We start from the raw sequence: 13,394 nt of genomic DNA, 5'->3' as shown, positions 1-13,394 counted from the left end.
CCGTCAGGTGCCGAAGGTGATGGCGTACTCCAGGCGCCAGCGGTCGCCCAGCACCACCGTGTCCGAGGTCTCCACGGGGCGGTCGCCCACGTCGTAGTGCGTGCGCTCCACCGCCGTGACGCACTGGCCCGGGGCGCAGCCGAGCGCCTCGGCCTCCGGGCTCGTGGCCGGCCGCGAGCCCACGACCTCGCGGGCCTGCGCGACCTGGATGCCGATGGCCGCGAAACGCCCCCGCACGCCGCGGCGCGCATAGGGCCCGCGCTCGGGGAACATCACGTCGGTGCCCTCGGTGAGGCTCAACGGCTCCCAGCTGGTGGCCAGTTGCAGCGGCCGGCGGTCGGCCAGGTACTCGTACTGGGTGCACATGACGCGCTCGCCCTGGCGGACGCGCAGCCGCTCGGCGATCCCGGGCGGCGCCACCGTACGCGTCGAGGTCGCCTCCCACACCAGGTCGGGCTGGCCGTTCACGGCGGTGGCGCCCGGCACGCTGATCCGGGCCGCGAGCGGCGTGTCCACCGCGTCGGTGGTGCGCACCAGCGCGCCGATCGGGGCCCGGTCGCTCACGAACACCCCGCGGCCGAACTGGCCGATCGCGTACCCCGCGGTCTTCAGCACCCGCACCGCCCGGTCCACCGTCTGGTCGCTCGCCCGGTAGGCGCGCTTCAGCTCGGCTCTGGACGGAATCCGCGCCCCGACCGCGAGCCCCCCCTCGTCGATCTGCCGCCGCAGATCGTCGGCGATGCGCTGGTACATCGGCCGCGTGTCGCCCATCCCCGTCTCCCTTCCGCGGGCCGTATCGCCCTGCGTACCCCAGGGGCCAGGCTACGTCACGCCGCGTCAGAGGTCCTTACTGGTGGTGAGCTTCGGCTGGGCCGTGGTGGCCGCGCGGGTCACGTCCTTGACGAGTTCGACCACGTCGGGGCCGTACGCCTGCGAATTGACGACTTTCAGCAGCACGCAGAAGTTGCCGCCCGAGCCGTGCTTCCTGGCCAGTTTCGTGTGGTGCTTGGCGAGATAGCGGGTCGCCGCCTGGTTGGTGACCGACCGCTGGCCGCAGGCCAGGAACACCGGCCTGCCCTGCTGCCCGGCGGTGAGGCGGGCGAGCAGCACGTGCTCGACCGAGCCGTTCTCCAGCCGGAAGCGCTCGGTCCCGATGAGGAACGCGCCGCGGTCAGGACCCGGTTCGGTATCCGTGTTGACGGCGACGCCCGGCAGCAGACTGTGCAGGTGCGCGGCCATCCGGCGGTTGCTCATGGGGTTCCCGATGCAGATCTCGGTGCGCTCGCCGAAGCCCTGCCGTGCGCTCTCGCCCGATATCAGCTGCGCCTTGGCGCCGCAGTTCTTGATGGCGGCGGCCAGTTCGAGCAGGGCGAAGACGTCGTTGCGGCCGACGGCGCCTTCCGGGCCGGCGTCCCGGCCGACCACGAGCAGGCACTCGGAGTTCTCCGGCAGCCCGAAGAAGGTCTGGAGGCGGCGCAGCGAACGGTCCCGCCGGTGGGCGTGGAGGAACCAGCCCAGCAGGAGCGCGGCCACCGCGGTGGCGGCCACGGCGATCAGGAGCGAGCGGACGTCGTCAGTCATGGCCGGGAATCTACCGGTGGGGCGGTCGGCGGACGAGCCCCGTGCCGCCGGTCCCAGCGGCGCAAGCGGGCACCGATCCGGCGACGTTGCGCCCATGCCCTTGCCACGGAGTGTGACGAATTCTACCGTTCCTCCTGTCGATCCACCTGTCGATCCACGCGAGTACGGGAGCAGTACATGGCAGAAGCGGTGCGTGCCGCGCTGGTGCAGACGACCTGGACCGGTGACACGGAGTCGATGATCGCCAAGCACGAGGAGCACGCGAGGGAGGCGGCCCGCCGGGGAGCGCGGGTGATGGGCTTCCAGGAGGTGTTCAACGCGCCCTACTTCTGCCAGGTGCAGGAGCCGGAGCACTACCGGTGGGCGGAGGAGGTGCCCGACGGGCCGACGGTCACCAGGATGCGGGCCCTGGCCGGGGAGACCGGCATGGTGCTTGTGGTGCCGGTTTTCGAGGTGGAACAGGCGGGCCACTACTACAACACCGCCGCGGTCATCGACGCGGACGGCACGTTCCTCGGCAAGTACCGCAAGCACCACATCCCGCAGGTCCGCGGCTTCTGGGAGAAGTTCTACTTCCGGCCGGGGAATCTGGGCTGGCCGGTCTTCGACACGGCGGCGGGCCGGATCGGCGTCTACATCTGCTACGACCGGCACTTCCCCGAGGGCTGGCGGGCGCTCGGCCTGGCCGGGGCGCAGCTGGTGTTCAACCCCTCGGCGACCTCGCGCGGCCTGTCGGCACACCTGTGGCAGCTGGAGCAGCCCGCCGCGGCCGTCGCGAACGAGTACTTCGTGGCCGCGATCAACCGGGTCGGGCGGGAGCCCTACGGGGACAACGACTTCTACGGCACCAGCTACTTCGTCGACCCGCGCGGGCAGCTCGTGGGCGGCGCGGCGAGCGATACGGAGGAGGAGCTGGTCGTGCGGGACCTGGACTTCGGCCTGATCGACGAGGTGCGGCAGCAGTGGGCGTTCTACCGGGACCGGCGCCCGGACGCGTACGACGGGCTGGTGCACCCGTGACCGGCGGGGGCGGCCCCGAGCAGCTGCTGGCGCGGCACCGGGCGGTACTGCCGGACTGGTTGTCGCTGTACTACGAGCGGCCCGTCGAGCTGACGCACGGCGAGGGCCGCCACGTGTGGGACTCCGAGGGGAACCGGTACCTCGACTTCTTCGGCGGCATCCTCACCACCATGACGGCGCACGCGCTGCCGGAGGTCGGCCGGGCCGTCGCCGAGCAGGCGGGGCGGCTCCTGCACTCCTCGACGCTGTATCTCAACCGGCCGATGGTCGCCCTGGCGGAGCGGATCGCCGCGCTCTCCGGCATCCGGGACCCGCGGGTCTTCTTCACCACCTCGGGCACCGAGGCGAACGACACGGCGCTGCTCCTCGCGACCGCGTACCGCCGGTCCAACCAGGTGCTCGCCCTGCGCAACAGCTACCACGGCCGGTCCTTCTCCGCGGTCGGCATCACGGGCAACTCCGCCTGGTCGCCGACCAGTCTCTCGCCGGTGCACACGCTGTACGTGCACGGCGGGGTGCGCACGCGCGGGCCGTTCGCCGCGCTGCCGGACGCGGCGTTCACCGAGGCGTGCGTCGCCGACCTGCGGGACGTCCTGGCGCAGACCCGCGGCGGGGTGGCGGCGCTGATCGCCGAGCCGGTGCAGGGCGTGGGGGGTTTCACCTCGGGCCCCGACGGGCTGTTCGCGGCGTTCCGCGAAGTGCTCGACGCGGAAGGCATCCTGTGGATCAGCGACGAGGTGCAGACCGGCTGGGGCCGGACGGGCGAGCACTTCTGGGGCTGGCAGGCGCACGCGGGCCACGGGCCGCCTGACGTGCTGACGTTCGCCAAGGGCATCGGCAACGGCATGTCGATCGGCGGTGTGGTGGCGCGCGCGGAGGTGATGAACTGCCTGGACAGCAACTCGATCTCGACGTTCGGCGGCAGCCCCGTCACGATGGCGGCCGGCCTGGCCAACCTGGAGTACCTGCTGGCGCACGATCTGCCGGGCAACGCCAGGCGGGTGGGCGGGCTGCTGATCGAGCGGCTGCGGGCGGTCACGGCCGGTCTCGGCCTGGTGCGGGAGGTCCGCGGGCGCGGCCTGATGATCGGCATCGAGCTGGTGCGCCCCGGCACGGACCTGCCGTACCCGGCCGCGGCCTCGCGGGTGCTTGAGGCGGCCCGCGCGGGTGGCCTCCTGCTCGGCAAGGGCGGCGGCCCCGGCGGCAGCGTGCTGCGGATCGCGCCGCCGCTGAGCCTGACGGCCGCGGAGGCGGAGGCGGGTGCCGAGGTGCTGGCGGCCGCGCTGCGGGCGGTGGACGCCGAGCCGGCCGCGTAGCGGCGGGCGCGCCGGATGTGCCGCGCGCCGCTCCCGGCCCGAGGCGCGGGCCGGGGGCGGCGGGAAGGTGCGTGCGCCGCGGCTACTCGCCGGGGGCCGGCTTGCGGGCGACGCCGCCGACCATGAGCAGGCCGCTGTGGTCGAGCGGCTCCGGCACCGGGGCGTCGGGGCGCCACAGCGGGAGCGGAACGATCCCCGGCTCGATCAGGTCCATGCCGTCGAAGAAGGTCGCGATGCGCTCCTTGCTGCGCAACTGGCCGCGGCCGAGGGACTGGATGAGGACGTCGTTCAGCTCCCTGGCCTCGGGGAAGGAGTTGCAGAAGTGCGTGATGAACAGGTAACTGCCCGGTGCCAGACGGGCCTTGTACGCGTCGACGACCCCGTTCGGGTCCTCCTCGTCCAGCAGGTGGTGGATAACGGCCACCATCATCAGGCCGAGCGGTTTGGAGAAGTCGATGAAGCCCTGGACGCCGGGGTGGTTCAGCACGTGCTCGACGTCGAGCATGTCCGCGGTGATGACGCGCGTGCGCTCGTCCTGGGCGAGCAGCGCCCGGCCGTGAGCGAGAACGATCGGGTCGTTGTCGACGTAGACCACCCGCGCATCCGGGTTGATCGCCTGGGCGACCTGGTGCGTGTTCTGCGCGCTGGGCAGCCCGGAGCCGAGGTCGAGGAACTGGTCGATGCCCTGCTCCGCGAGGTGGCGGACCCCGCGGATGAGGATGTCACGGTTGACGCGGGCACTCGCCACGCCCGCCGCCGACACCTGCCGGCCGGCCTCGACGACCGCCGCGTCCACCTCGTAGTGGTCCTTGCCGCCGATCGCCGCGTCGTAGACCCGGGCGATGCTCGGCTTGGTGGTGTCGATCTCCACCGGCTCGTAGTCCGGCAGCGCCCCGCTCCAACTCAGGCCGTAGTCACGGCCCGTGCCCTCGCCCGACCCCGCCGCGCCGCTGTCTCTTCGGTCGGCCATCTCTTCGCTCCGCTCCTCGACATGCCATCACCTTCGGGAAGCAGTTTCGCACGCCGCTTCGAAGGTGCCCGACCCCGCCGGGACTTGTCGCCGCCCGCGGCCACCGCCCGCGGCCACCGCTCCCGGGGCGCCCCGTGGATCAGGGCCGCAAACGGTGGAAGAGGTCGATCCGCCGCCGGTGGTACGCGCGGTCGGCCGCGCCCGGCGCACGGCCGTCCTCCGCCCCTCCCCCGCCCGCCTCGACGTGCGCCGCCTCGCAGCGCAACCGGTGCCGGATCAGCTGCGCCGTCGTCTCGTCGTCCATCCGTCCCGCCGTGCCGCCCGCCGCGGCGTACGCGTCGGCGAAGCGCCGCACCCCGCTCAGGTCCGTGGCCCACGGATCGCCGAACTCCCGTCCGGCCGTGGCCACTTCCAGCTCCGGCGGGCCGATGTGGGCCTCGTCGAAGTCCAGTACGGCCACGATCCGGCCCCCGCGCGCCAGCACGTTCCCCCGGTAGTAGTCGCCGTGCAGCGGCTGGCCCGGGCCCCGCCTGCGCGCGAACTCGGCCAGCCATCGGCTCAGTGCCGCATCCGCCAGTGCGGCGGGGCCCGACCACGGCTCGCCGCGCAGGCCGCGTTCCAGCAGCGCGGGTTCCGGCCGCGGCGGCGGGCGGTGGCGGACGAGCGCCCGGTGCAGACCGGCCAGCTCCCGCGCCGCTCCTGACCACTCTCCCCGATCCGCGCGGTCGGCCGGCGCGCCCGCCGCGTACGGCCACAGCGACACCGGCCGGCCGCCGATCCGCACCACCGTCGCACCGTCCCTGGTGCGTTCGGGGCGGACGACGGCGGGCGCGCCGCCCGCGGCGGCGGCCAGGGCCACGGCATGGCACCACTCCGCCTCCGCCGTGCCGCGCCACGGCGGGCCGATGCGCACCACGAGGTCACCGAAGCGGTGGGCGGCCGACTCCTCGCCGCCGGGCAGCCGTTCGCCCCGGCCCACCAGGCGGCGGCCCCAGGCGGCGGCCACGGCCGCCCGCAGCTCCGCGTCCGCCGCGGGGCCGGCCATCAGGCGCCCGCCAACGCGCCGGTCGCGGCGCGGATCGCCGCCGGGTCGTTCAGGAAGTCGGTGCTGTCTGCCCACTGGTCGACGCCACCGGTCAGCGGCAGCGCGCGCAGCACGGGGTCGGTCAGCGTGGCGGCCAGGGCCGACGCGAACCGTTCGGCGTGCAGCACCTGGAACGGCCGCGCGTGATACGGCCGCCGGGCCGGGTCGACCGGTGGCGCCATAGCCTCGGCGTTCTGGAGCGCGGCCACCGCCTCGTAGGCGTCGCACAGGTGCCGCTCCCGTTCCGCATGGGCGGTCGCCGCCAGCGCGCCGCGCAGCGACGGGGTCAGCGTTCGCGCGCACGGCAGCCGCCGGAAGGCGCCGCCGAGCCACTTGCTGTACGGCGCGTACTGCCGCGCCAGCAGCAGGCACAGGCGCATCAGGTCGCGCACCAGCCGGCCCGCGACGACCGCGGAGCCCAGGTCGTCGCCGGTCTCGGCGCAGCGCCCCACGAACGCCTCCTCCCGCGAGATCCGCTGCCACTGGCAGGCCAGCAGGTAGCGCCACACCTCGTCCGGGTACCAGGCCAGCCGCCGCCGCGCGGCGTCGAGCGTGCCGAGCCCGTCGTGGAACACGGCGCCCGCGGTCACCTCGGCGAGCCGCTGCTGCGGAATCGACAGCCAGTCGGCCGTGTCCGGCTCGGCCGCCGAGGGGTCGGTGCCGAGGTGGCCGCGCAGCCACGCGCCCAGCTCGTCCACCGAGACGCGGTGGTCGACCGGGCCGGTCGTCGGCGCCATCCGCCCCACGGGGTCGGCCGGGTCGGCGTTCCGCTCGAAGTGGGTGGGCCAGCCCTTCACCTGCTTCGGCAGCCGCCGGGCCAGCAGCGCGTGGACCGACGCGCCGTGCGCGGCGGCGTCCCCCGGGGAGAGGAACAGATCGAGCCGCGGCCCCCAATCGTGGTCGGCGGACCGTTCGGTGTCGAAGCCGAGCACCTCGGAGCCCGCGCCGATCCGCGCCGCCGAGTACCGCAGCTCGGGGAACTCCTCGGCGAGCAGGGGCCGCACCGCCTCCTCGTAGAGGGCGCGGGACAGCTTCAGGCCGGGCAGGAAGGCGGCGGGTGATGACGTCATGACCCCAGCCTGCTGTCGCCGGACGGCGCCCACCACCGAATTTCCCGGTGCCGCGCGTCAGTCGTCGCCCCTGATGGCGCGGGCCTTGAAGAAGGTGTAGTGGAACGTTCCGCCGTCCTCGGCGGTGCGCCTGAGGTCCGCCAGGCCGCGGTCGAGGTCGGGCGCGGTGATCAGGCCCGCGGCCAGCGCCTCGTCCCTGATCGACTCGATCATCGCGACGAACGTGTTGCGGGTGAATCCCTCGGTCAGCGCCGGGCGGGTGCCATCGGCGTACACGGTGCGGGGCCGGACCTCGACGTCCGCGTATCCGGCTTCGGTGAGCAGCGGCTGGAGCCGCCGTCCGATCAGCGCGTCCCCGCCCGCGGCCGACTGGAGCTGCACCTGGCAGTCGATCGCCGCCCGCGCGTACGCGCTGTGCGGGTGGAAGAAGGCCGACCCGTGGTCGCCCTCGATCACGGTGATGGTCCCGCCCGGCCGCAGCACGCGCCGCAGCCCGGACAGCGCGAGCCGCGGGGCCCGCAGGTGTTCGAGGACGAAGCACACGAAGAGGTGGTCGAACGAGGCGTCGGCGAACGGCAGCGCGAACAGGTCCGCCCGGCACCACGTCACGCCGGGCAGCCGGGCGCCGGCCTGCGCGAGGGAGTGGCCGGAGACGTCCACGCCGACGATGTGCGCCCGCGGTCCTGCGGCGACCAGATGCGCCGTCTGCGCGCCGACCCCGCACCCGACGTCGAGCACCCGGCTGCCCGCCGGGTACGCCGTCCCGCCGTGCAGCAGACCGGCCAGCGTGTCCGCCTGGTCGCCGAGCCTGCGGGACTCCTGTTCCGAATAGCCGTGCACGTAGCCGGGGCGGATCACCGTGCGCGGAATGGTCCTCGTCTCCATGGCAGCGACCCTGCCGCCACAATGGCCCGGTGAACAGGTCCAATGGGCGCGACTTGGACTGGTCCGAAACGGCCGGTGCCGACTTCCTCCAGCTCGACAGGAGCCAGGCTCCCCCGGCGGTCTCTCCGACTGGCTGGCCGGGACACTGCGGCAGGCGGTGTCCGACGGCCGCCTGCCGGTCGGCGGCACGCTGCCGCCCACCCGGGTGCTGGCCGCGGAGCTGCGCGTGTGTCCAGGGGTGGTGACCGAGGCGTACCGGCGGCTGGCGGAGGACGGGCACGTCGAGGGCCGCGGGCGGAACGGCACCGTGGTGGTCGCCGCGCCGACCGGCGCGCCGGGCCGCGCGCCCGCCTCCCCGCGCACCGCCCCGGCGCCGGGGCGCGGCGCCGGGCCGCGGGTGAGCGCGGCCGCCGCCTCAGCGCACCTTGGCGAAGAACGCGCGGATGTCGGCGGCGTGGCCGTCCGGCTCCTCCATGGCGATGAAGTGGTGGCGGCCCGGGTTGCTCTCCGGCCAGTGGACGATCCTGTTGTGCCGCTCGGCCAGCCGGCGGATCGCGGGCGGCCCCACGTAGACGCCGGTCGGCACCGCCGCCTGGCCCCTGGGCCAGGCGAAGGGGCCGGTGCTCTCGTACATGGACCACGAGGAGCTGCCCGAGGTGCCCGTCAGCCAGTAGAGGGTGGCGTTGGTCAGCAGCAGGTCGCGGTCGATGACCTCGTCCGGCAGTTCACCTGTCGTGCCGAACTCCTTGAACTTGTGGAGCAGCCAGGCCAGTTGCGCCACCGGCGAATCGTGCCACCCGTAGCTGAACGTCTGCGGCGCGGCGCGCAGCAGGGCGTGGTGGTCGACGCCGTTGGCCCACTCGCCCAGCTGCGCGAGCTGCTCCCGTTCCGCCGGTGTCAGGCCGGGCAGGTCGGCCTCCTCGGGGAAGCCGATGCCGGCGTCGATGTGCACGCCGACGACGTGCTCCGGATCGGCCTTCGCGACCTCGGGCGCGACATAGGCCCCGAGGTCGCCGCCCTGGACGCCGTAGCGGTCGTAGCCGAGGCGGTGCATGAGCGCCACCCAGATGCGGGCCACCCGCGCGGCGTCCCAGCCGGTGCCGTGCGGCGGCGCGGAGTACCCGAATCCCGGCACGGAGGGCACGACGACGTGGAAGTCGGCGGTCAGCCGGGAGATCAGCGGCGCGAACTCCACGAACGTGTTCGGCCAGCCGTGCGTCAGGATCAGCGGCAGCGCATCGTGCCGTGCGGAGCGGACGTGCAGGAAATGCACGTCCTGCCCGTCGATTCCGGTCATGAACTGCGGGAACCCGTTCAGCCACGACTCCTGCCGCCGCCAGTCGAAGCTCTCGCGCCAGTAGTCGGTCAGCCCCTTCAGATAGCCGACCGGCACGCCGCGGCTCCAGCCCTCGCCGGGCAGCTGCCGCGGCCAGCGGGTGCGCGCGAGCCGGTCGTGCAGGTCGTCGAGGTCGGCCTGCGCCGTCTCGATGCGGAAAGGGCGGATATCGGTACTCGTGGTGCTCATGGCGCTCCCCAGGACGGCGCGTGCGTGCTGACGAGAACGACGCTAGACGCCATATAGGCCGCGCTCTGTCCTACATCGCGCGGCATGATGGATGCCGTGAAGGACACCCCGGCGCGGCTGCTCGCGCTGCTCTCGCTCCTCCAGTCGCCGCGGGCCTGGCCCGGCAGCGAACTGGCCGGCCGCCTCGGCGTCAGCCCGCGGACGGTGCGCAGGGACGTCGACCGCCTGCGCGAGCTGGGCTACCCGGTGGAGGCCACGAAGGGCGCGGCCGGCGGCTACCGGATGGCCGCGGGCGCGGCCATGCCGCCGCTGCTGCTGGACGACGAGGAGGCGGTCGCCATCGCCGTGGGCCTGCGGACGGCGGCCGGGAGTCCGGTGGCGGGCATCGAGGACGCCTCGGTGCGGGCGCTCGCCAAGCTGGAGCAGGTGCTGCCCGCGCGGCTGCGGCGGCGGGTCGCGGCGCTCGGCACGGCGACCGTTCCCCTGGCGGAGCCGCCGGGGAGCAGCGGCGGGGTGCGCTTCGACCCCGAGGTGCTGACCGTGATCGCGGGGGCCGTCGCGGGCCGCGAACGGGTGCGGTTCTGGTACCGGGCCGCGGACGGGACGGCAGAGCGCGGGCGGCTCGCCGAGCCCTGCCGACTGGTCGCGGCGGGGCGGCGCTGGTACCTGCTGGCCTGGGACAACGACCGGGAGGACTGGCGCATCTTCCGCGTCGACCGCATCCGCCGGCCGTTCGCCACCGGCGTGCGCGTGCCGCCCAGGGACCCGCCAGGCGCCGACGCCGCCGCCTACGTTCGCGGCAGGCTGTACGCGCTGGCGCCGACGTACCGGGTGCGGGCCACCCTGGGGCTGCCGGCGGACGAGGCCGCGCGCCTGCTCGGCGCCGCGGCCTCGGACATCACCCCGGCCGGTCCTGCGCACTGTCTGCTGGAGGGCCACGCGGACACGGTGGAGTGGCTGGCCGCCAGGCTGCTCATGCTCGGCTGCCAGGTCGAGGTGCACGAGCCGGCCGAACTGCGCGCGTACCTGCGCACGCTGGGGACCCGCGCCCTGCGGGCCGCCGGGCCGTGACGGTCACGGCCCGGGGCCCCGTCCTGCGGCCGGGTCACGGCTTGCGCGCCAGGAGACCCCACTGGTAGGTGAACTCGCCCGGCGTCTCCGTGCGCCACTCGTTCAGCGGAACGACTCCGGGCGGCAGGATTTCGAGCCCATCGGCGGTGGCGGCCAGCTGCTCCTCGGTGCGGCAGTGGTAGGGCACCGCGCCGGTGGCGGCGTAGTCCTCGTTGAGCTTGATCATCTCGGGGGCCGCGATGGAGTCGCAGGTGGCGAGGAAGCTGCCGGAGGGCAGGCGCCGGGTGTACTCCTGGACCAGCAGCGCGGCCTCGTCCGGCAGGATGTGGCCGAGCATCGACATCAGCATCAGGGCCACGGGCTTGTCGAAGTCCAGCGTTTTCGCGGCCTCCGCCAGCACGGTGTCCGGGTCGCGCACGTCGGCCTCGACGTAGTCGGTCGCGCCGTCCGGGTGCGTGGTGAGCAGGGCGCGGGCGTGGACCAGGATCAGCGGGTCGTTGTCCACGTACACGATCCGGCTCTCGGGCGCGGCCCGCTGGGCAACCTCGTGGGTGTTGTCTGCGGTGGGCAGGCCGGTGCCGATGTCGAGGAACTGCCGCACGCCCTCCTCGACGACGAGGTGGGTGACGACCTGACCGAGGAAGTCACGGGAGGCGCGCGCCACGTTCAGCGCCTCGGGATAGTGCTGCTCCAGGTGTTCGCCCAGGCGCTGGTCCGCCTCGAAGTGATCCTTGCCGCCGAGTATCCAGTTCCAGATGCGGGCCGAGTGCGGGACGCTGGTGTCTATCTGGGGCGGGGGGTTCTGCCGGGTCATCGCTCGCCTCCGGGGGTGAGTGGGGTGGGTATGGGCGCCGTGGGGCGCGGCGCCGCCAGGCAGGCCGTGTCCATGGCCCGGTTGAAGGCCCGCACGGCGTCGATGTCGTCGGTGATGGTGGCGGCGGCCTGGTGCAGGCCGCGCACCACGAGCCGGTCGGCGAGGTACCGGTGGTCGAAGCGCACGATCTCCACCGCCCCGCTGGCGAGCATCGGATGGGGCGGCGTGGTGAGCGGCATGATCTGGATCTTGATCAGCGAGGACAGGTCGCCCGCGATCGCGTTCAGATGGTCGAGCTGCCCGCGCATCACCTCCCGGTCCCCCACCACGCGGTGCAGCGCCGCGTGCTCGATCAGGCACCAGTAGCGCAGCGGCCGTTCGCGGTCGAACGCGGCGCGCTTGCGCGCCTCGGCCAGCCGCACACGGCGGTCGAGGCACCGCTGTTCCTCCCGCGGGTGCTGCGTCCGCAGCAGGGCGCGGGCGTAGTCCGCGGTCTGGAGCAGGTCGGGTACCAGGCCGGGCGCGTACGCGCGGATCAGCGAGGCCGAGGATTCGAAGTCGAGCCGGTCGGCCTGCTCCTCGGTCAGCAGATCGCGGTAGTCGTGCCACCAGCCCGGGGTGTTCGCCGCGGAGAGCCGGGCCAGGACCTGGTCGACCTCCTCCTCGGGGACCCCGTAGATCCGCAGGAGGTGGGCGACGGTGGCCGGTTTGAACGTGTGCTTCGCCGCTTCGAGTCTGCGGATCGTCGTGGGATGGACGTCCAGCTTCTCGGCCGCGGTGGCGATGGTCACGCCTGCCGCGGCCCGGCGGGCACGCAGGTCCGCCGCGAGCAGACGCAGGGCGGACGTGGCGCCAGAGCGGGCTCGTGACATGCCCCTCCTGCCGGGTTGGCGAGCGGGTCGAACTTCCCGGCCATTAAATCACTTTGTGCGTGTTGCAAAGTGCCGCGGACAGAGTGACCCGGTGGGCTCAGGAGCCGTAGGTGCGGCGGATCAGGGGGACGGCGGGGCTGTAGTCGACGGCGGCGCGGTAGGCGGAGAGCATGGTGCCGTGGTCCGCCGTGCCGGTGCCGGCGATGTCGAACGCCGTGCCGTGGTCGACGGAGGTCCGCAGGATCGGCAGGCCGACGGTGACGGAGATGGTGCCGTCGAAGTCGTAGGTCTTGGCCGGGATGTGGCCCTGGTCGTGGAAGTGGGACAGCACGCCGTCGTACCGGCCGGTGAGACCCTGGTGGAAGACGGAGTCGGCGGGGACGGGGCCGGTGACGTCGAGGCCCTCCGCCCTGGCCGCCTCGCAGGCCGGGCCGATGTGCACGATCTCCTCGTCGCCGAACGCGCCGTTCTCACCGCCGTGCGGATTGAGGGCCGCGACGGCGAGCCGCGGCTCGGGGACGCCGAAGACGCGCAGCGCGGTGGCGGCCTCGCGGATGGCGCGCAGCACGTTGTCCCGCGTGATCCGGTCGAGGGCGCTGCGCAGGGAGAGGTGCCTGGTGGTGAAGAAGATGCGCAGGTGGTGCCCCTCGGCGGCGGTGTTGCGCACGACGAACATGGTGTCCTGGCGGGTGACGCCGGTCAGCTCGCCCAGCATCTCGGTGTGGCCGAGGTGCTTCGAACCGGCCTCCCAGATGGCCTCCTTGTTGATGGGCCCGGTCACGACACCGGCGACGGCGCCGTCGAGCGCGGCGCGGGTGGCGGTCTCGATCGCGGCGACGGCGGCGCGGCCGGCCCGGGCGTCGACGGTGCCGAACGGCGGCAGGTCGTCGCCGAGCACGCCCGTGTCGAGCACGTCGATGACGCCGGGTCCCGCCGGTGCGGTGCCGAAGTCGGTGATCTCGCGCACCTCGGCGGCCACGCCCGCGGCCCTGGCGCCGCGGCGCAGTGCCTCGGCGTCGCCGACGGCGACCCCGTGGTGCCCTTCCTCGCCCGCGACGGCGGCGAGGGTGCCCGCGGTGATCTCCGGGCCGATGCCGGCGGGGTCGCCGAGGGTGAGGGCCAGAACGGGACGGGTCATACGTTCCTCCGCGGGGGTTGGTGAACGGAAACCGGCGGTCATGATGCC

13 protein-coding genes and 1 pseudogene are annotated in these 13,394 nt (G+C 73.8%); 4 read left to right on the top strand and 10 right to left on the bottom strand.

The window, feature by feature from the left end; genetic code table 11:
• Positions 1-3: 3 nt before the first annotated feature.
• Together RM779_RS06645 and RM779_RS06640 are read right to left on the bottom strand one after the other, a co-directional pair.
• Positions 4-771 carry a GntR family transcriptional regulator gene (locus RM779_RS06645; protein ID WP_077058106.1) on the bottom strand — a complete coding sequence of 256 codons (768 nt, stop codon included), beginning with the start codon at positions 769-771 and terminating at the stop codon, positions 4-6.
• A gap of 66 nt (positions 772-837) precedes the next feature.
• Positions 838-1,581 carry a hypothetical protein gene (locus tag RM779_RS06640; protein WP_311616714.1) on the bottom strand — a complete coding sequence of 248 codons (744 nt, stop codon included), beginning with the start codon at positions 1,579-1,581 and terminating at the stop codon, positions 838-840.
• Between the two features lie 177 nt (positions 1,582-1,758).
• Between RM779_RS06640 and RM779_RS06635 the strand changes: the two genes are divergently transcribed.
• Positions 1,759-2,601, top strand: a complete 843-nt coding sequence (locus RM779_RS06635) for a nitrilase-related carbon-nitrogen hydrolase (RefSeq protein WP_311616713.1) — start codon at positions 1,759-1,761, stop codon at positions 2,599-2,601.
• Positions 2,598-3,917, top strand: a complete 1,320-nt coding sequence (locus RM779_RS06630) for an aspartate aminotransferase family protein (protein WP_311616712.1) — start codon at positions 2,598-2,600, stop codon at positions 3,915-3,917. Before RM779_RS06635 ends, RM779_RS06630 begins: the two co-directional genes overlap by 4 nt.
• 82 nt (positions 3,918-3,999) lie before the next feature.
• On the opposite strand, the gene RM779_RS06625 is transcribed toward RM779_RS06630, so the two are convergent.
• The 4 genes from RM779_RS06625 to RM779_RS06610 all read right to left on the bottom strand — a co-directional run bounded on the left by RM779_RS06625 (position 4,000) and on the right by RM779_RS06610 (position 7,926).
• Positions 4,000-4,887, bottom strand: coding sequence for an SAM-dependent methyltransferase (locus RM779_RS06625; protein WP_311616711.1), 888 nt, complete (start codon positions 4,885-4,887; stop codon positions 4,000-4,002).
• 139 nt (positions 4,888-5,026) lie between these two features.
• Complete coding sequence (locus RM779_RS06620) at positions 5,027-5,932, bottom strand: phosphotransferase (protein ID WP_311616710.1); 906 nt, start codon at positions 5,930-5,932, stop codon at positions 5,027-5,029.
• Positions 5,932-7,041 carry a DUF4037 domain-containing protein gene (locus RM779_RS06615; RefSeq protein WP_311616709.1) on the bottom strand — a complete coding sequence of 370 codons (1,110 nt, stop codon included), beginning with the start codon at positions 7,039-7,041 and terminating at the stop codon, positions 5,932-5,934. Before RM779_RS06615 ends, RM779_RS06620 begins: the two co-directional genes overlap by 1 nt.
• Before the next feature lie 57 nt (positions 7,042-7,098).
• Positions 7,099-7,926: a methyltransferase domain-containing protein gene (locus RM779_RS06610; RefSeq protein ID WP_311616708.1), complete on the bottom strand. Its 828-nt coding sequence runs from the start codon at positions 7,924-7,926 to the stop codon at positions 7,099-7,101.
• Positions 7,927-7,955: 29 nt separating this feature from the next.
• On the opposite strand from RM779_RS06610, the pseudogene RM779_RS06605 reads away from it, so the two are divergent.
• Positions 7,956-8,258, top strand: a pseudogene (locus RM779_RS06605) (GntR family transcriptional regulator); the annotation flags it as partial.
• Between the two features lie 83 nt (positions 8,259-8,341).
• Here RM779_RS06605 and RM779_RS06600 read toward each other — a convergent pair.
• Positions 8,342-9,451, bottom strand: a complete 1,110-nt coding sequence (locus RM779_RS06600; RefSeq protein WP_311616707.1) for an epoxide hydrolase family protein — start codon at positions 9,449-9,451, stop codon at positions 8,342-8,344.
• Between the two features lie 96 nt (positions 9,452-9,547).
• Between RM779_RS06600 and RM779_RS06595 the strand changes: the two genes are divergently transcribed.
• Positions 9,548-10,522 (top strand): helix-turn-helix transcriptional regulator, encoded by a 975-nt coding sequence (locus tag RM779_RS06595; RefSeq protein WP_311616706.1) that lies wholly within the window; start codon positions 9,548-9,550, stop codon positions 10,520-10,522.
• A gap of 34 nt (positions 10,523-10,556) precedes the next feature.
• Here the strand turns inward: RM779_RS06595 and RM779_RS06590 are convergent, their stop codons facing one another.
• The 3 genes from RM779_RS06590 to pdxA form a co-directional block, all read right to left on the bottom strand.
• Complete coding sequence (locus tag RM779_RS06590) at positions 10,557-11,336, bottom strand: SAM-dependent methyltransferase (RefSeq protein ID WP_311616705.1); 780 nt, start codon at positions 11,334-11,336, stop codon at positions 10,557-10,559.
• On the bottom strand, positions 11,333-12,208 hold the full coding sequence (locus RM779_RS06585; protein WP_311616704.1) for a helix-turn-helix domain-containing protein: 876 nt from the start codon (positions 12,206-12,208) through the stop codon (positions 11,333-11,335). Before RM779_RS06585 ends, RM779_RS06590 begins: the two co-directional genes overlap by 4 nt.
• Before the next feature lie 97 nt (positions 12,209-12,305).
• Complete coding sequence (gene pdxA, locus RM779_RS06580) at positions 12,306-13,346, bottom strand: 4-hydroxythreonine-4-phosphate dehydrogenase PdxA (protein ID WP_311616703.1); 1,041 nt, start codon at positions 13,344-13,346, stop codon at positions 12,306-12,308.
• Positions 13,347-13,394: the final 48 nt, after the last annotated feature.

Origin of the sequence: Streptomyces johnsoniae (assembly GCF_031845565.1) — a bacterium.
Lineage (GTDB): Bacteria > Actinomycetota > Actinomycetes > Streptomycetales > Streptomycetaceae > Streptomyces > Streptomyces johnsoniae.
The sequence above is the reverse complement of the archived record's forward strand: the minus strand, read 5'-3'. Positions and strand labels throughout refer to the sequence as shown.